Origin of the sequence: Pseudogemmobacter humi (assembly GCF_900609055.1) — a bacterium.
In the GTDB taxonomy this organism is placed as follows: domain Bacteria; phylum Pseudomonadota; class Alphaproteobacteria; order Rhodobacterales; family Rhodobacteraceae; genus Pseudogemmobacter; species Pseudogemmobacter humi.
Genome location: NZ_UXAW01000051.1, coordinates 112,745 through 129,817, shown reverse-complemented (window position 1 = coordinate 129,817; position 17,073 = coordinate 112,745). Strand labels below are relative to the sequence as shown.

Sequence of the window (17,073 nt, the reverse complement as noted above, 5' to 3'; positions counted from 1 at the left end):
ATGTATCCCGAACCCGAAAGCGTCACCCGCGTCACCACCCTCGGCGCCGGCCCGATCGGCGGAGGCTGGGCCGCGCATTTCCTGGCGCGCGGCTATGACGTGACCGCCTGGATCCATGACGACAGCGAGCGCGACGCGCTGAACGCCGTGATCGACACCGCCTGGATCAGCCTGACGGCACTCGGCCTTGCGCCCGGCGCCTCGCGCGGCCGGCTGACGGTCACGACCGACCTGGCGGCGGCGGTGCGCGAGGCGCAGTTCATCCAGGAAAGCGCCCCCGAGCGGCTGGAGATCAAGCAGGCGCTTTACGCCAGGCTGTGCCAGCTGGCGCCCCGGGCCTGCGTGATCGCCTCGTCCACCTCGGGGCTGACCATGTCGCAGATCCAGCGCGACTGCATGACCCCGCAGCGCACGGTGATCGGCCATCCGTTCAACCCGCCCTATCTGCTGCCGCTGGTCGAGGTGGTCGGCGGCAAGGGCACCGAAAAGGCTGCGGTGGACTGGGCCGCCGCCTTCTACCGCGTGGCGGGCAAGGTGCCGCTGGTGCTGAAGAAAGAGATCCCCGGCTTCGTCGCCACCCGCCTGCAGGAGGCGCTCTGGCGCGAGGCGCTGCATATGGTCGCCAATGGCGAGGCGACGCCGGACGACATAGACATCGCGCTGATGAACGGCCCGGCGCCGCGGATGGCGGCGCAGGGCCAGTGCATGGCGTTCCACGTCGCCTGCGGCGAGGGAGGGATGGCCACCAATCTCGATCAGTTCGGCCCGGCGCTGAAATGGCCCTGGACCCGGCTGGAGGCGCCGGAACTGACGCAGGAGCTGCGCGACCGCATGGTCGAAGGCTGCAACGCCATTGCGGCGGGGCGGCATTTCACCGATATGGCGGCGCAGCGCGACCGCGAGATCGTTGCGGTTCTGAATGCGATCCGGGCGGCGCGGCAATAGCCGCCGCCATGCCCCGCCCGCCGCCGCCCTTCACCGAACGGGCGGCGGTTCGCGTTTCCAGCGTTTCCAGATATTTCGTCAGCGTGCCCGGCCAGGTCGGGGCGGCGTCTTCCTTGGGCCAGGCCTGCCGGTAGTCCGACGGGCGCCGGCCAAAGCATTTGCGGAAGGCATGGGCGAAATGCGACAGCGTGTTGAACCCCGCCGCCGCAGCGATATCGCGCACCGGCAGCCCGGTCGCCACCAGCAGAACGCGCGCGTGTTGCAGCCGCAAAAGCAGCCCGAACTGCACCACGGTGCAGCCGACCGAGGCCTTGAACTGCCGCTCAAGCTGGCGCTGCGACACCCCCATCTCTTCGGCGATCTGCGGCACGTTCAGCGGTTCCTCGATGTGGTTCTCCATCAGCGTGATCGCATCTCGCACCACGGGGGCCAGATTTTCCAGCCCGTGCCCCATCATCCGCCGCTGCGGCGCGGTCGGCGGCCGCACCGGATGGTAAAGCAACTGATCGGCCACCTCGCTTGCCAGCCCTTCGCCATGCTGATCGGTGATCAGCCGCAGCATCATGTCCACCCCGGCAAAGCCTCCGGCGCAGGTCATGACGTGATCGCCCGGGGTGTAGATCTGATCAACCATATGGGTCTCGGGGAAGCGTTCCTGAAAGCCGGGCGCACAGGACCAGTGGGTCGCGACCTTGCGCCCCTTCAGCAGCCCGGCGCGGGCGACGAGGTAGCAGCCCAGTTCCACCGCGCAGATCCGCGCGCCCTCGCGCGCCTGGCGGCGGATCCAGCTTGTCGCCTCGCGGTTCTCGTAGGTTTCGGCGCCCCAGCTGGCGAAGATGAAGATGATCTCATCGCGGCGGCTGCGCTCTCCCGGCCGGTTCGCGGTGATCGACAGCCCGTTGGAGGCGGTGATTTCCGGCCCGTCGAAGGACAGAATCTCCCATTCGTAAAGCGGGCGGGGCGAGAGATAATTCGCCACCCGCATCGGTTCGATCATGCTTACCATCTCGGCCAGATTGAACCGCGGAACGATCAGGAACGAGACCCGGAAAGGCCCGTCCGAACCGGCGATGCGCCGCTGCGAGGCCGCGCCGGACAAGGAAAGTGAAGTGGTGAGAATTTTCGACATGCGGGCATCATATCAGTCGAAAAAGTGACAGAAAAGCAAATTCCGAACCGCAAGATTGAATGAAACAGGAGAGGACGAACAATGAACTTCGAGGTGGTTCTGACCTGCGCCGTGACCGGCGCGGGCGATACGACGGGCAGATCGAAACATGTTCCCGTGACGCCCGAAGAGATCGCCCGCGATGCGGTCGAGGCGGCCCGCGCCGGCGCCTCGGTGGTGCATCTGCATGTGCGCGATCCGCAGACGGGCAAGGGCTCACGCGATCCCGCGCTGTTTCGCGAAACGGTGGACCGGGTGCGCCAGTCGGGGGTGGATGTGGTCATCAATCTGACGGCCGGGATGGGCGGCGACTGGACGCCCGCGAAGGACGACTGGGCGATGCCCGGGCCGGGCACCGACATGATCGGGCCGGACGAGCGGCTGGCCCATGTCAGGGACTGCCTGCCCGAGATCTGCTCGCTCGATTGCGGCACGCTGAACTTCGGCAATGACGACACGATCTATATCTCGACGCCGCCCATCCTGCGGCGGATGGCGGCGCTGGTGCGGGAATGGGGCGTGAAGCCCGAACTGGAGGTGTTCGACCTCGGCCATATCCGCTTTGCCAAAGCGATGCTGGCCGAGGGGCTCTTGGCCGATCCGCCGATGTTCCAGCTTTGCCTCGGCATTCCCTGGGGCGCGGATCAGACGGTCGAGACCATGGCGGCGATGAAGGCGCAGCTTCCGCCCGGGGCAAGCTGGGCCGGTTTCGGCATCAGCCGGATGCAGATGCCGATGGCCGCCGCCGCCGTCGCGCTTGGCGGAAACGTGCGGGTGGGGCTTGAGGACAACCTGTTCCTCGGCCGCGGGGTCCTGGCAACCAATGCGCAACTGGTGGAACAGGCGCGCGAGATCATCGAGCGGATGGGCGCGCGGGTGCTTTCGCCGCAAGAGGCGCGCAACAGGCTGCATCTGCGCGGGGCCGACGCCTGATGGCCGCGGGCACCGGATCTGGCCCGGGCGGGATTTCGATCCGCGCGCTGGTCAAGCATTACGGCACGTTCGAGGCGGTGGCGGGCATCGACCTCGAAATCCGCCGCGGCGAGTTCCTGACCCTGCTCGGCCCTTCGGGATCGGGCAAGACCACGCTTCTGATGATGATCGCCGGATTCCAGGACGCGACCTCGGGCGACATCCGTCTCGACGACCGCTCGATCGTCGCGATGCCGCCGGAAAAGCGCAATTTCGGCATGGTCTTTCAGGGCTATGCGCTGTTTCCGCATATGACCGTCGCCGACAACATCGGCTATGCGCTGTCGGTCCGTGGCCGGCCCCGGGCGGAGATCGCCGCGCGGGTGGCCGAGATGCTGGAGCTTGCGCAGTTGCAGGGCATGGGCGCGCGGCTGCCGGCGCAGCTTTCGGGCGGCCAGCAGCAGCGCGTGGCGCTGGCCCGCGCGCTGGCCTTCTCGCCGCCGGTGCTGCTTCTGGACGAGCCGCTCGGCGCGCTGGACCGCAAGCTCAGGATCGAGGTGCAGGAGCAGCTCAAGGAGCTGCACCGGCGCCTCGGCACCACCTTCATCTATGTGACCCACGACCAGGAAGAGGCGCTGTCGATGTCGGACCGCATCGTCATCATGCGCGCGGGCCGGGTCGAGCAGGTGGGAACGCCCGAAGAGCTTTACAGCCGCCCGCGCACCGAATTCGCGGCCTCCTTCCTGGGGAAAAGCAATTTCCTGCGCCGCGACGGCAAGGTCTGGGCGCTGCGTCCCGAGAAAATCGACCTGTCGGTGGCGACGGGCCAGGCAACGGGGGGGCGGCTCTCGGGCCGGATCCTGTCGATGGCCTATTTCGGATCGGTCCTGAAATACCAGGTCGAAACCGCGGAACAGGGGCAGATCGAGGTGGATGTCGACGCCTGGCGCGGCGGCGGCGCCCTGCCGGTGGGAACGGCGGTCGGTCTCGACTGGTCCGAACAGGCGGCTGTCCTGCTGGGGTCGTGAATACGGAAAGTCAGGGTCAGCCTGACGGCGAACGGGAGTCACATCCCTCAACAAGGAGGAACAACGATGCACGACAAGCAGTTCATGCGCGAAACCGCCGTCGAGGCCGCTCATGCGTTCCGGGCGGGCAGGCTGGGGCGACGGAGTTTTCTGGCGATCTGCGGGCTGGCGGGGGTGACGCTGCCCTCGGTGCTGGCCGGGCGCGCAGAGGCGGCGGCGGGCGAGATCATCCTGTGGAACTGGGGCGGCCAGTCCGAGGAATGTCACGGCAGCGCGATCGGTGTGCCCTTCACGGCCGAGACCGGGATGCCGCTGAGGTTCGACACGTCGGGCCCCTTGCAGGGCAAGATCAAAGAGATGGTCGACAGCGGCAATGTCACCGCCGATGTCTGCGACGGCGATCTGTTCGACGCGGTGGCACTTGGCGCTTCGGGCCATCTGGAGCCGATCGACTATTCCGTCGTCAGCAAGGAAAAGACGCTGCCGGAATATGCGCTGGAATTCGGCGTCTCGATCATCCTCTACGGCTATGCCTTCATGTATGACACCGAGGCCTGGGGCGAGAACCCGCCGCGAGACTGGGCCGATTTCTTCGATCTGGAGAAATTCCCCGGCCAGCGCTCGCTTTACAAATGGGCGAACGGCGCGCTCGAAGCGGCGCTGATGGCCGATGGCGTGGCGCCCGAGGCGCTCTATCCCCTCGACATCGACCGGGCGCTGACCCGGATCACCGCGATCAGGGACAACACGATCTACTGGGGCTCGGGCTCCGAGGCCCATGACATGATCGTCAACGGCGAGGTCTCGATGGGAATGGTCTGGCAGAACCGCGGCCGCGCCATCGAGGAAAGGACCAACGGCCGTTACAGGATGGTGATGAACCAGGCCATCGCCATGCCCGGAGCCTATATCGTGCCCAAAGGCAATCCGGGCGGACGCGAGGCCGTGATGAAATTCATCGCCGTCTCGCAGTCGGTCGAGGCGCAGCTTGGCCTGTTCTCGTGCCTTGGCATGACGCCGACCAATCCCGAAGCCATCGCGCGGATCACGCCCGGGGATGCGCCCTGGGCGATCACCTCGGCGGAAAACCGGCCGCGGATCGTGCTGAACGATCCGGTCTGGTGGGGCCAGAACGGCGACGCCGCGGTGAACGCTTTCCTCGAAGCGATCAGCTGAGGCCCGATCCCCGCGCGCGGCGGCCGGTTTCCGCCGCGCGCCCCCTCCTACGAACGGATGCGCAGATGGCGGCACTTACGCTCAGGACTTCCGGCTGGCTGCTGGTCCTGCCCCTTCTCGGGCTGGTCGTGGTGATGTTCGCCGGCCCGCTCTTCAACATCTTCTGGCTCAGCTTCACCGACCCCGGGCCCGGCCTGTCGAACTATACCGCCCTTGCCGAACGCGAGAGCCTGAGACGGCTGCTCTGGGTCACATTGCGGATCTGCGCCCTGACGACGCTGTTCTCGGTGGTGCTGGGCTATTGCATCGCTTACGCCATGACCCATGCCGGCGAGGGCGCGCGGCAGAAGATGCTGCTTTTGCTGCTGATTTCGTTCTGGATCTCGGTTCTGGTGCGGACCTTCGCCTGGATCATGATCCTCGGGCGCAACGGGCTTCTGAACAACGGGCTGATGTCGGCCGGGCTGATTTCGGCGCCGCTGCCCTTCGTTCGCAACGAGCTGGGCGTGCTGATCGGCATGGTCCATTACATGATCCCCTATGCGGTGCTGCCGCTTCTTGGCGCGATGCGCGCGATCGACGGCCGGGTGATGGCCGCCTCGCGCAACCTGGGCGCAAGCCCGGCCCAGACCTTCTGGCGCATCTGGCTGCCGCTGACGAAGCCCGGCGTGATTGCCGCCTCGCTTCTGGTCTTCATCCTGAGCCTCGGCTTCTATGTCACGCCTGCGATCCTCGGCGGTGGCAAGGTGCTGATGGTGGCCGAATATATCTCGGTCCAGGTGCTGATCACGCTGAAATGGGGCACGGCAGCGATGCTGGCGGTGCTGATCCTCGTCTCGGTTCTGGCGCTTCTGGCGCTGATGTCGCGCTTCATGAAGCTGTCGGCCGCGCTTGGCGGGAGGGCATGACAATGACCGGGGCAACAAGTCTGGCCGTCCGGGTCAATCGCCGCATCGCCTGGGGGCTGCTGATCTTCCTGGTGGCGCCCGCGCTGGTGGCGGTGCCGGTCTCACTGACCGCGCAGAACTACCTGTCGCTGCCATGGGACGGTCTGTCGCTGCAATATTACCGCAAGATCTTCAGCTCGCCCGAATGGATGTCCTCGTTCCTGCAAAGCGCGGTGATCGGACTGTCCTCGGCCGCCCTTGCGACCACCCTGGGAACGCTGGCCGCGGTCGGGTTGTGGCGTATGTCGGCAGGGGCGGGGCTGCTGCGCGCGTTCCTGCTGCTGCCGCTGGTGGTGCCGCCGATCATCGCCGCGATGGCCTTTTATCGGCTGTTCGTGCCGCTCGGGCTGATCGACACCTATGCGGGGCTGATCCTCGCCCATACGGTGCTGGCCGCGCCCCTGGTGCTGATCACCGTATCGGCCTCACTCGCGGGTTTCGACCGCCGGCTCGAACAGGCCTCGCGCAATCTGGGCGCCAGCCATGCCCAGACCTTCCGGCGGGTGATCCTGCCCGCGATCCGTCCGGGCGTGCTGTCAGGCGCCGTCTTCGCCTTCATCGCCTCATGGGACGAGATCGTCGTGACGCTCTTCCTGTCGAAATTCGCCGTCTACACGCTGCCGCGCCGGATGTGGAACGGTATCCGCGAGAACACCGACCCTTCGGTGGCCGCCGCCGCCGTCGTGCTGCTGAGCGTCACGCTTCTGGCCTTTCTCGTCTGGGTGGTGCTGCAACGGCGCGCCCGCAATCTTTCCTCCAGTCAAAGCGATAACGGATGACCGCCCATTTCGATCCCGACGACGAGACCGGCCTGCTGTTGCAGACCGTCCGCAGCTTCCTGAACGAGGAAGTCTACCCGCATGAAGACCTGGTGGACCGCCAGGGCTTCGTTCCCGAAGAGACCGGCCGCCGGATCGAGGCGCGCGCCAAAGAGATCGGGCTCTATGCTGCGAACCTGCCCGAGCGGGTGGGCGGCGGCGGGCTTTCGATGAAGGCGATGAGCCTGATCGAGCGCGAATACGGCAAGACCAGCCATGCGCTGCATTCCTGGATCGCGCGCCCGACCGAGCTGCTGCTGGCCTGCGAGGGCGATCAGATCGAACGCTATCTCCTGCCCTGCGTGCGCGGCGACAAGCGCGAACTGTTCGCTTTGACCGAACCCGAGGCCGGATCGGACGCCATGGGGATGAAGTCGAACGCGCGGCGCGACGGCGCGGACTGGATCCTGAACGGCTCGAAACATTTCATCTCGGGGCCCTGCATGGCCGATTTCGCCATCGTCTTCGCCGTGACCGGCGTGGACGAGACCCGGCGCGGCCCGCGCAAGCGCGTCACCGCCTTTCTGGTCGATGCCGGAACGCCCGGCTTCGAGCTGCGCGAGGGCAACCGCTCGGTCAGCTACCGGGGCTACAAGACCTTCCAGCTGCATTTCTCGGATGTCCGTCTCGGGCCCGGGCAGATCCTGGGCGAAGAAGGACGCGGGTTCGAACTGGCCGGCCAGTGGCTGACGATGGGCCGGGTCTGGGTGGCGGCCAGTTGCTGCGGCAAGGCCGAGCGGCTTCTTGGGCTGGCCACCGACTGGGCCGCCAGCCGCAAACAGTTCGGCCAGCCGGTCGGCCAGTTCCAGGCGACCGGCTTCAAACTGGCGGATATGGCGGTCGGCCTGCGGGCCGGGGATCTTCTGGTCGCCGATGCGGTGGCGCGGGCCGAGGCAGGGGTGCTGACGGATGCCGATGTGTCGATGGTCAAGCTCTACTGCTCGGAAATGGTGAACCGCGTCGCCGACGATTGCGTGCAGATCTACGGCGGCATGGGGCTGATGGAGGAACTGCCGGTGCAGCGTCTGTGGCGCGATGCGCGGCTGGAACGGATCTGGGACGGCACCTCGGAAATCCAGCGCCACATCATCACCCGCGCGATCCTGAGGCCGCTCGGGGCATGACACCGGCGCAACGCAGCAATCTGGGGCGGCTTCTGAATCCGCGCCACATCGCCTTTGTCGGCGGCCGGGACTGTCTGACCGCCATCGGCGAGGCGCAGCGGCGCGGCTTCCGCGGCGCGATATGGCCGGTCAATCCGGCGCGGTCCGAGATGGCGGGCCATCCCTGTTTCGCCTCGGTCGGGGATCTGCCCGAGCCGCCGGATGCGGTGTTCCTCGCGGTGCCGGCCCCGGCGGCGGTCGGGGTGACAGCCGCCCTCAGCCGGGCCGGCGCGGGCGGCATCGTCTGCTACACCGCGGGGTTCCGCGAGGCCGGGCCGGAAGGCGCGGCGCTTGAGGCCGCGCTGGTCGCTGCGGCGGGGGATCTGGCGCTGATCGGCCCGAATTGCTACGGCGCGATCAGCTACCTGTCGCAGACCGCGCTCTGGCCCTTTGCCCATGGCGGCGACAGCCCCCGGGGCTTCGGCGCCGCCATCGTCACCCAGTCGGGGATGCTGTCTTCCGACATCACCATGACGCGGCGCGGCCTGCCGCTGACGCATATGATCTCTTGCGGCAATCAGTCGGTGCTGTCGCTCGAGGATTTCACCGATTTCCTGATCGACCAGCCCGGGGTGCGCGCGGTCGGGCTGCATATCGAGGGGCTGCGCAGCATCCCCCGCTTTCACGCCGTCGCCCTGCGCGCCGCTGCGAACGGGATCCCCATCGTCGCGCTCAAGACCGGCGCCTCGGCGATCGGCGCGGCGCTGACGGTCAGCCATACCGGCTCGCTTTCCGGCTCGGACGATCTTTACGACGCGCTTTTCGCGCGGACCGGGGTGATCCGGGTCGAAACCCCGCCCGAACTGATCGAGACGCTGAAGTTCCTTGTCGTCGCGGGCGCGCCGAAGGCGAACCGGGTGGCGGGCTTCACCTGTTCGGGCGGCGGGGCGACCATGCTCGCGGACCGGGCCGAGCGGATCGGCCTCTCGTTCCCCGCCGTTCCCGACACGCTGAAACCCGGCCTTGCCGGTTTGCTGCCGCCGATCGCCACGGTGTCGAACCCGCTGGATTACACGACGCCGATCTGGGGCCAGGCCGACAGGACCGGGCCGGTGTTCGACAAGGCGATGGATCTGACCGGCGCGGCGGCGGCGGTTCTGGTGCAGGACTATCCCGCGCCCGGGCTGGATGAAAGCGCGGGTTACTACCACGCCGACGCCGGGGCCTTTCTGCGCGCGGCGCAGGCGCGTGGCCTGCCGGCAGCGGTTCTGGCGACGCTGCATGAAAACATCGACCCCGCCACCCGCGACTGGCTGGCGGCCGAGGGCATCGCGCCGCTTCTCGGCATCGCCGAGGGGCTGGGGGCGATCCGCAACGCGACCCTCTGGGCCGAGCGCCGCGCCGATCTGGCCGCGGCGCCGCCCGCGCCGCTGGCGCCTGCGCGCCCCATGGCCCGTCTGCGCGGCCTTGATGAGGCCGAAAGCAAGGCTCTGCTGGCCGCCGCGGGCCTGCCGGTTCCCGCAGCGCGCCTCTGCGACGGGGCGGGGCTGGCCGCCGCTGCTGCGGGGCTGACCTTTCCGGTGGTGCTCAAGATGATGGGGCCGCGGCTCGCGCATAAATCCGATGCCGGGGCGGTGGCGCTGAACCTGGGTGATTCCGCCGCCGTGCTGGCGGCGGCGCAGGCGATGCCTGCGCGGGTGGCCGCCTATGACCCCGCCGCCGTCACCGACCGTTTCCTGATCGAAGAGATGGCGCCGAAGCCGGTTGCCGAGCTGCTGGTCGGCCTGCGCCGCGATTCCGAGTTCGGGCCGGTGCTGACGCTGGCGGCCGGGGGCGTGCTGGTCGAGATCCTGCAAGACAGCGCAAGCCTGTTGCTGCCCGAGACGCCGGAGCGGATCGGGGCGGCCCTGTCCGCGCTGCGGATCGCGCCGCTGCTCGCGGGCTACCGGGGCGCAACGGCGGCCGACCGGGAGGCGCTGCTCGCGGTGATCTGCCGGTTGCAAAGCCTTTTCCTGTCGCGCCCGGATCTGGCCGAAATCGAGATCAACCCGCTTTTCGCCTGCGCCGACCGGGCGGTGATCGTGGATGCGCTGATCCATGTCCTGGCCTGACAGCGAGCCCAACCCCGATCTCAGCGTCGGGCCCGATCTGCGCCAGGGCTGGAACCGGCCGGAAAACCGCCGCCGCGGGTTTCACAACGCCCATCTGATCTTTCGCCGCACGCTGAGCATCCGCGCCCGGCGCATCCTGCGGCTGGAGGATGCGCCCGACCCGGCGCTGGCCCGGGTGGCGGACGATCTGGGGCTGTCGCGGCTGCCCGGTTTCTCGGCCCTGGTGGTGGCCGAAGAAGGACGGGTGCTTTGCGCCAGAGCCGCCCCGGATTTCAGCCTGACCCGACCCCATTCGATCCAGTCGGTCAGCAAGATGCACATGAATCTGATCGCGGGCCGCCTGATCGCCCGGGGGCTGCTGAACCCGAAGGCCAGCGCCGGAGCCCTGCTGCCCGGCCTCGGCAGCGGTTACCGCGACGCCCTGGTCGGCGACCTGCTGGATATGAACGTCGCCAACGACTTCTCGGAAAACTACGCCGATCCGGCCGCGGATTGCTACCGCGAGGAAGAGGCGCTCGGCTGGCGTCTGCCCGCCGATGGCATGCCCGAGATGACGCTGTCGCAATTCGTGGCGGGGATTTCGGGTGGCGATCCGGTCAACCGCTCGGGCTATGTCGCCTACAAATCGGCCAATACCGATGTGCTGACCCTGATCGCGGCAGGGCTCACCGATCTGCCGGCGGCCCTGGCCGGGATCTGTGACGCTGCGGGGTATGAGGGCGGCTTCCACATCAGCCTCAGCCCCGAGGGCCTGCCCGCCCTTTCCGGCGGCGGGGTGCTTTCGGCGCTCGATCTGGCGCGGTTCGGCCTGTTGTTCGCGCGCGGGGGGCGGGGCATCGGCGGCGAAAATCTGGGCTGCGCCGGGTATATCGGGACCTGCCGGCGCGCGGCAGGTCCGCCCCTGTCGCGGGCGCGGCCCGGCCAGCGCTATGCGGGACATCTGATGACCGACGGCACGCGGATCGGCCATGCGGGCTATGGCGGGCAATATCTGATGATAAACCCCGACAGCGGCCGGGTCGCGGTTTATCTCGGCGTGCTGGAAAATCCGTCAGGTTATGATGAGGCCTTCATGGCAAGGCTGGTGGCAGCACTGACGCGCCTGCTGTCCTGATCGCCCAGAGTATAGCCGGAGCAGTCGTGGCTCGGAACACCGGGGCAGGTTTCCTCATGGCGCGCATCTGTCCCGCTGCCCGCGTCACCATGAATCCGTGAACCGAAGCGGCAGCGCAGCCGGCTCCCACCACTCTCATCGTCAGCACCCTGGCTCGGGAAGGAAACGCGGTTTGGGCGTCAGATCACCCGGGCGTTGTTGCAGAGCACAGGCACCGGCCGGGAAGCCTCTTTCCCTGACGGATCCGGCCCCCGCCGCCCCACATCGGCGGTGCTGAGGGCCTTGGAGTCGTTCAGCGCCCGCCACGGCCGGTCTCTTCTGTGATGCGGTTCGGAAGATTGCCTGAAGATCCCGGCCGCGACCTTCAACGGCACCTCATTTCCCGCATGCTATGGGGCCCGGCTCACCTGCAAAGCGACCCGGACCCCGGCATGACCTACATAACATCAGTAAAGGATGGGGCCGTTCCCGGTGACAACCCCGGGGCAGGCGACCCGCCCTAGCGCCATTGCTTTTCTTCGAGCGTCCATTTCGTGCCCGGCAAAGGTCCGTCCTTGATGAAAGCCTCGACCACATTGGCCAGCACCTTCGCCGCGCTGTTGTCGAACCCGTTCGCGGGCAAAGCCTGGCCGTATCCGATCGCGCCGGTGCAGAACACCGCCCCGTGATTGGGCGCGGTGAAATAGGTCATATCGCCCCGGATCCGGTAATCGAGCGAACCGACCAGCCCGGCATAGGCGTAGAGCAGTTCCTCGGTCACCAGCACGTAATTGTCGGAATGCCCGCCGGTCGCGGCGATGATCTTCGTGTGCGGCGGCGTCCCGAGGCTCAGGTCATAGCGGTCAAGCTCGATCCCCCCGGCGGCGCCATAGGCGAGGCCCTGGTCGCCGATGATCTCGCCCTCGACCCCTTCGGTGATCCAGGACACGGTGCGGTGCCAGGCATCGGGCATCTTACGATAGGGCGAGGCGGTCTCGAAGCCTTCGCCGATGAAGCCCACCCCGGTCAGCTTCTGCGGCGCGCGGCCCCGGTTGCGCCAGAGGCCGCTCTTCTCGCCGGTGGTTTGCAGATAATGCTCGCCCGGTTTCGCGGCCCAGGCCCGCATGCCGGAATCGAGCTTTCTGACCTCCATACAGGCGGGATTGTCGCGCGAGAAACCGACGACCCAGTAATAGCCGTTGCCGCCCATGTAGATCAGCCGCCCGCCGCCCGCGACGAAATCCTCCTGGGCGTCGAGCATCCGCTCGGACACATATTCCGGGTGGGTGCCGGTGATCACGCAGTTATAGGGTTTGATCGCGTCGAGCCCCTCGCGGTCGAGATCCTCGTCGGTGATGAAATCGCAATCATAGCCCTGATGGCGGATCCAGGCCGAGATCGACAGATCCGCCGGGAATTGCCAGGTGATGTTCATGCTCGACATGCGGTATTTCGGCCGCATGTTGATCACCGGACGCAGATAAGAGCTGAAACAGACCCCTGCCCCGTCCTCGAAATGGTCATAGGTCGACAGCCCGTATTCGCGATGCTCATAGGTCTCGACATCCAGTTCGGTCACGACCGGAGGCTGGCCGGTCATCGGCTGGATGATATGGGCATCAAAACTGAGGCTTTCGTTGCCGTAAGCCAGGTAGCTGGCGGTCGGGATCAGATAGCAGAGCTTCGCCGAGGGTTTCGCCGGGCGCACGATGAAGACGATATATTCCTCGGTGATGCCGGTGCCCGGGCCAATGCGCAGCCGCATCGCATAGATGCCGCTTTTCAGATCCTGCGGCACGGTGATGCGCGCGGTTTCCTCCCATCGGCAATCGGTGACGGCATCGGGATGGAATTCGATGCCGCCGTATTGCTCGGGGGCCAGGCGGAAGCAATCGTCGCGCCCGTTCCAGTTGAAGCCGGTCATGGCGCGCACGGGATGGTTCACCCCCTCGGCATCGAGCCCGTGCGGCCCGCTGTCGAACACCGTCTGGCCGACGCCGCGGTCGCTGTAGCCGGCGGTGGTGTCCCACCAGGCCAGGATGGCGGCGGCATTGGGCTTTGCGCCGGTCTTGCAGGCGTCAAGCTCTTCGCGGCTCAGCACCCGGTCGCAGATCGCCGGACGGTCGATCTTGCCGGCGAAGAGGTCGCTGACGAAATCGCCGCGCAGCAGGTGATGGTCGCGCGAGCCGGCGATCAGGAAGGGGGTCGAGGGCGCATTCTTCTGCCGGAAGCGGAAGGTCTGGCGGACATGGCTGGCATAATCATGCGGCACCACCTTGCCCAGAAGCGAGTTGTAGCGGTTCGCCACCCCCTCCTGGTAAAGCGTGGCCTGGCCGGATGCCGGATCGAAGGAGACGCCGACGAAATACCACATCCTGGCCACCAGCGGCAGTTCGGCGGTGACGTAATCCACCTCCTTGCCATCGCCGACCTGGAATTCCAGCCGCCCCTCGGGGTTGATCGCAAGCGCGAAGCCGGTGTTGTTCTTCGTGTCCCAGCGGCCCATCAGGGTCTGGCGTTCGCCCTTTTTCGGGATGGTCGGCCAGATATGGCAGAACATGGTGAAAGCGCCGTCAACCGCAAGCCGGTTGTCGGGATCGGCGACCTGAAGGAAGCTGCCAAGCTGGGTGAACTGCTTCTTCACCTTCCAGGAGCCGTTGGCGGGATGGGCGACCTCTTCCTCCTGAAAGCCGGGACCGGCCTCATGCGCGTCGCCATGGATCAGCCGGACGAGTTGCACCTGCGCCTCGGAGGCGCCGTCGCAGTTGACGTAGAAGGTGATGTCCTCGCCCTGTTTCACCGAGATCCGGTTGGCGTAACCGAAGATTTTCTGCTGAGCCATGTTACTTCCCTGTCAGATCTTTGATGTGGTTGAGAAACGCCGCATGGCGGGCCTCGCGCACGGTCGCGTAGCTTTCGGTGCCGACCGGCGCGGGCGGGACGCGCCGCTTCCCCGACAGCCGGACCACGCGGAAACGCCCGTCCGTCCCGGCCAGAACGGCATATTGCTCGTCCAGCGGGCGGGTCTGGCACCAGTTCAGCAGCCGGGTCAGCGGCTCGCTGTGATGGCCCTCGGGCTTCAGGCGATGCTCTTCGATCAGCGCATCGCTCAGCACCGAAAGCAGATAGGCGCGGGTGAAGCGGTCGAAATTCGCCCGCACATGGATGTCGGCATCTTCGGAGATGATGTCAGGATCGGTCATTTCCGGATCTCTCCTCAGGATTCCATCAGGTCGTGGACCCGGCGCATGAACACGCCGTGATAGCCCTCATCGACGGTGGCGAATTCGCGGTCATCGACCAGGCGGGGCGAGACGCCGCGCGTGCCGGAAAAGGCGATGATCTTGTAAGGCCCTTCTGGCCCTGCGCGGTGGAGGGCGTATTTGTCCTCCATCCTGGCGCGGCGGAAATAGAGCAGCACGCGCTCCAGCGCCTCGCTGTGCTGGCCGAGCGGCTGACGGCGATGCTCTTCGATGATCTCCGGCGTGATCAGCGTCTTGAGGTAATCGCGCTGGATCTTGTCGAAGCGGCGCAGATAGAGCTGGTCCTTGTCATCGACCTCGGTCGCCTCTTCCGGCAGCGCCTCGCCGCCCTTCTCGGTCCGGGCCGAGCGCCATTCGCCGCGCTTCTTCTCGCGCCAGGCGTTGAACTGCTTCTTGATGCCGAAATAGCCGTTGTTGAGGAACAGAACCGCCGCCAGCATCAGCGCGCCGATCATGAAATGGCGCATCGGCCCCCAGTCGAGCAGCACCTTGTCGAGGAAAATCACGACCAGCGTGCCCAGAACCGCGCCTTCGGCCTTGCCGATCCCGCCAATGGCCAGCATCGCAAGCCCCAGCAGAACGGTGTCGAAGCTGAAGATCGAGAAGGCCACGCCGCGATATTGCGCGGCATAGAACCCGCCGATGAAGCCGAGCGCGACCGAGGTGATCAGGAAGATCATGATCCGCGCGCGCTTGTAGTCCACTCCGCAGGCGGCGGCGAAAGCCTCGCGCTTTTCGGGCGCCATGCGCAGGATGCGGCCGAGCCTCTTGCCGTTGATCAGCCGGAACAGCGACAGCGACATCAGCAACAGAAGGAAGGCCGAGTAATAGCCGACATGCGACTGCACCATCGGATCCCAGGATTCGCTGATGAAACTGTCGGCGCCGTAAAGCCCGCCCGAGGCCGAGCCGAATTCGCGCGAGGTGGTGAAAAAGACCCGGCACAGCTCATTCAGGCCAAGCGTCAGCAGTGCGTAATAGAAGCCGTCCAGCCGCAGCGCGGGCAAGGCGATGGCGACGCCGAAGACCAGCCCGATCACCGCTCCGATCACCGGCAGCACATACCAGGGCACGCCGTAGGTGACCGAAAGCCAGGAGGTCAGGAAGGCGGCCGTCCCCACCACCGCATAGCTTGCCAGCGAAAAGATGCTCGCGGTGCCGATGATCAGCGTCCAGCAGACATTGATCGCGGCGAAGATGCCGAAAATGGTGCCCGCCGTCAGCAGGGTATTCTGCATATTGTCGGGAAAAAGCATCGGCGCGATGGCCAGGAAGGCCAGACAGATCAGCCAGTAAAGCGGGCGGCGGTCGAGGATCTTCGTCTCGGCGATCGCGGTCTTGCGGTTGTAGATGCCGGTGACATGCAGCAGGTTGCGCCGCGTCGGCCACCAGCGCCAGCGGCTCCAGAGCTTTTCGCCATGGTTCGGCCAGATGATGTAATGCTTCAGCCGCCCGACCTTATGGGTCTTCACCTTGTAGCCGGTCGCCTTGTCCCAGTCCTCGCGGATATCGGGAACCTCGACCGAGGGCGCGGCGGCATTGCCGACCGCCGTGCCCCAGGCCGCAAGCGGGTTGATCCAGGTGTAGCCGGATTTTTCGTGTTTCTTGCTCATTGTTCGCGCGCCTTGTCGAGAAGCCCCGAGATCCCGCGCGGCCGGACGACCAGCACGGCGATGATGAAGAGGAACTGGGTCATCAGCACATACTGGCCGCCGAGGAATTCATTGGTCAGCGCCTCGACGAGGCCGAGCAATATGGCGGCGATCACCGCGCCCTGGACCGAGCCGAGCCCGCCGCAAAGCGCGATGGACACGCCCTTGATCAGCGGCGTCAGCCCGTTGAAAGGCGCGATGTAATAGGTCTGCGACAAGAGAACCGAGGCCAGCCCCGCCATGGCCCCCGTCACCGCCATCACATAGATCCCGGTGCTGCGGATGCCGATGCCGACAATCGAGGCGGCATGGGGGTTCATCATCATCGCCCGGATCTCCAGCCCGCGGCGGCTGCCCTTCATCCAGCGCACCACCAGAAACAGCATCAGCGCCGAACAGACCACGATGCCGATCTTGTCCGAGGTCAGCGTGACGCCGAAGAGATCCACGCTCCAGAATCCGAACAGATCCGGCAGCGATTTCGGGCGCGGGCCGAAGAACATCAGGAAGCTCTGGCTGCCGATCAGGCTGATCGCGAGGGTGGCGATCATGCCGCGCGTGGTGAAATTCGGCTTGTCATGCAGCGGGATGAACACCACGAGGCAGACCAGCACACCCGCAAGCGCCCCCATGGCGATGCCGGCCGCGGCGATGATCAGCGGGTGCTCTCCGACATGTTGCGACACGAGCCAGGCGCCATAGCCCGCGAAGGTGAAGACGAAACCGTAAGCCAGGTTGATCAGCCCGAGGCTCGACCAGGTGATCGAGACCGCGACCGCGATCAGCCCGTAGATACAGGCGACGGTGATCGCGTTGGTCAGTACGAAAAAGACATCCATCGCGGACCCCTCCCATAT

The 17,073-nt window shown here is 66.5% G+C and carries 14 protein-coding genes; 9 read left to right on the top strand and 5 right to left on the bottom strand.

Features of this window, described 5'->3' with window-relative positions:
* Positions 1-945: a 3-hydroxyacyl-CoA dehydrogenase NAD-binding domain-containing protein gene (locus XINFAN_RS06880; RefSeq protein WP_124085748.1), complete on the top strand. Its 945-nt coding sequence runs from the start codon at positions 1-3 to the stop codon at positions 943-945.
* On the opposite strand, the gene XINFAN_RS06875 is transcribed toward XINFAN_RS06880, so the two are convergent.
* Entirely contained in the window at positions 872-2,074 is a 1,203-nt protein-coding gene (locus XINFAN_RS06875; RefSeq protein ID WP_124085747.1) for a GlxA family transcriptional regulator, read from the bottom strand. The genes XINFAN_RS06880 and XINFAN_RS06875 overlap by 74 nt on opposite strands.
* Before the next feature lie 81 nt (positions 2,075-2,155).
* On the opposite strand from XINFAN_RS06875, the gene XINFAN_RS06870 reads away from it, so the two are divergent.
* The 8 genes from XINFAN_RS06870 (at position 2,156) to XINFAN_RS06835 (ending at position 11,322) form a co-directional block, all read left to right on the top strand.
* The gene (locus tag XINFAN_RS06870) at positions 2,156-3,046 is read left to right on the top strand and encodes a beta-keto acid cleavage family enzyme (RefSeq protein WP_124085746.1); all 891 of its coding nucleotides are present in this window, start codon (positions 2,156-2,158) and stop codon (positions 3,044-3,046) included.
* Positions 3,046-4,053: an ABC transporter ATP-binding protein gene (locus tag XINFAN_RS06865; RefSeq protein WP_124085745.1), complete on the top strand. Its 1,008-nt coding sequence runs from the start codon at positions 3,046-3,048 to the stop codon at positions 4,051-4,053. The genes XINFAN_RS06870 and XINFAN_RS06865 overlap by 1 nt, the downstream gene beginning before the upstream one ends.
* Before the next feature lie 66 nt (positions 4,054-4,119).
* A complete protein-coding gene (locus XINFAN_RS06860) occupies positions 4,120-5,229 on the top strand; it encodes an extracellular solute-binding protein (RefSeq protein ID WP_124085744.1) in 1,110 nt (369 codons plus the stop codon).
* 65 nt (positions 5,230-5,294) lie between these two features.
* Positions 5,295-6,137, top strand: coding sequence for an ABC transporter permease (locus XINFAN_RS06855; RefSeq protein ID WP_124085743.1), 843 nt, complete (start codon positions 5,295-5,297; stop codon positions 6,135-6,137).
* A gap of 2 nt (positions 6,138-6,139) precedes the next feature.
* Positions 6,140-6,955, top strand: coding sequence for an ABC transporter permease (locus XINFAN_RS06850; protein WP_124085742.1), 816 nt, complete (start codon positions 6,140-6,142; stop codon positions 6,953-6,955).
* Positions 6,952-8,118, top strand: a complete 1,167-nt coding sequence (locus XINFAN_RS06845) for an acyl-CoA dehydrogenase family protein (RefSeq protein ID WP_124085741.1) — start codon at positions 6,952-6,954, stop codon at positions 8,116-8,118. Before XINFAN_RS06850 ends, XINFAN_RS06845 begins: the two co-directional genes overlap by 4 nt.
* The gene (locus XINFAN_RS06840) at positions 8,115-10,208 is read left to right on the top strand and encodes an acetate--CoA ligase family protein (RefSeq protein WP_124085740.1); all 2,094 of its coding nucleotides are present in this window, start codon (positions 8,115-8,117) and stop codon (positions 10,206-10,208) included. The genes XINFAN_RS06845 and XINFAN_RS06840 overlap by 4 nt, the downstream gene beginning before the upstream one ends.
* Positions 10,195-11,322 carry a serine hydrolase gene (locus tag XINFAN_RS06835; RefSeq protein WP_124085739.1) on the top strand — a complete coding sequence of 376 codons (1,128 nt, stop codon included), beginning with the start codon at positions 10,195-10,197 and terminating at the stop codon, positions 11,320-11,322. Before XINFAN_RS06840 ends, XINFAN_RS06835 begins: the two co-directional genes overlap by 14 nt.
* Positions 11,323-11,821: 499 nt before the next feature.
* Here the strand turns inward: XINFAN_RS06835 and XINFAN_RS06830 are convergent, their stop codons facing one another.
* The 4 genes from XINFAN_RS06830 to XINFAN_RS06815 are packed head-to-tail and all read right to left on the bottom strand — an operon-like array spanning position 11,822 to position 17,055.
* Positions 11,822-14,143 (bottom strand): N,N-dimethylformamidase beta subunit family domain-containing protein, encoded by a 2,322-nt coding sequence (locus tag XINFAN_RS06830; protein ID WP_124085738.1) that lies wholly within the window; start codon positions 14,141-14,143, stop codon positions 11,822-11,824.
* Between the two features lies 1 nt (position 14,144).
* Positions 14,145-14,504, bottom strand: coding sequence for a N,N-dimethylformamidase alpha subunit family protein (locus tag XINFAN_RS06825; RefSeq protein WP_124085737.1), 360 nt, complete (start codon positions 14,502-14,504; stop codon positions 14,145-14,147).
* Between the two features lie 14 nt (positions 14,505-14,518).
* A complete protein-coding gene (locus XINFAN_RS06820) occupies positions 14,519-16,177 on the bottom strand; it encodes a branched-chain amino acid ABC transporter permease (RefSeq protein WP_124085736.1) in 1,659 nt (552 codons plus the stop codon).
* Positions 16,174-17,055 (bottom strand): branched-chain amino acid ABC transporter permease, encoded by an 882-nt coding sequence (locus XINFAN_RS06815; protein WP_124085735.1) that lies wholly within the window; start codon positions 17,053-17,055, stop codon positions 16,174-16,176. The genes XINFAN_RS06820 and XINFAN_RS06815 overlap by 4 nt, the downstream gene beginning before the upstream one ends.
* Positions 17,056-17,073 lie beyond the last annotated feature (18 nt).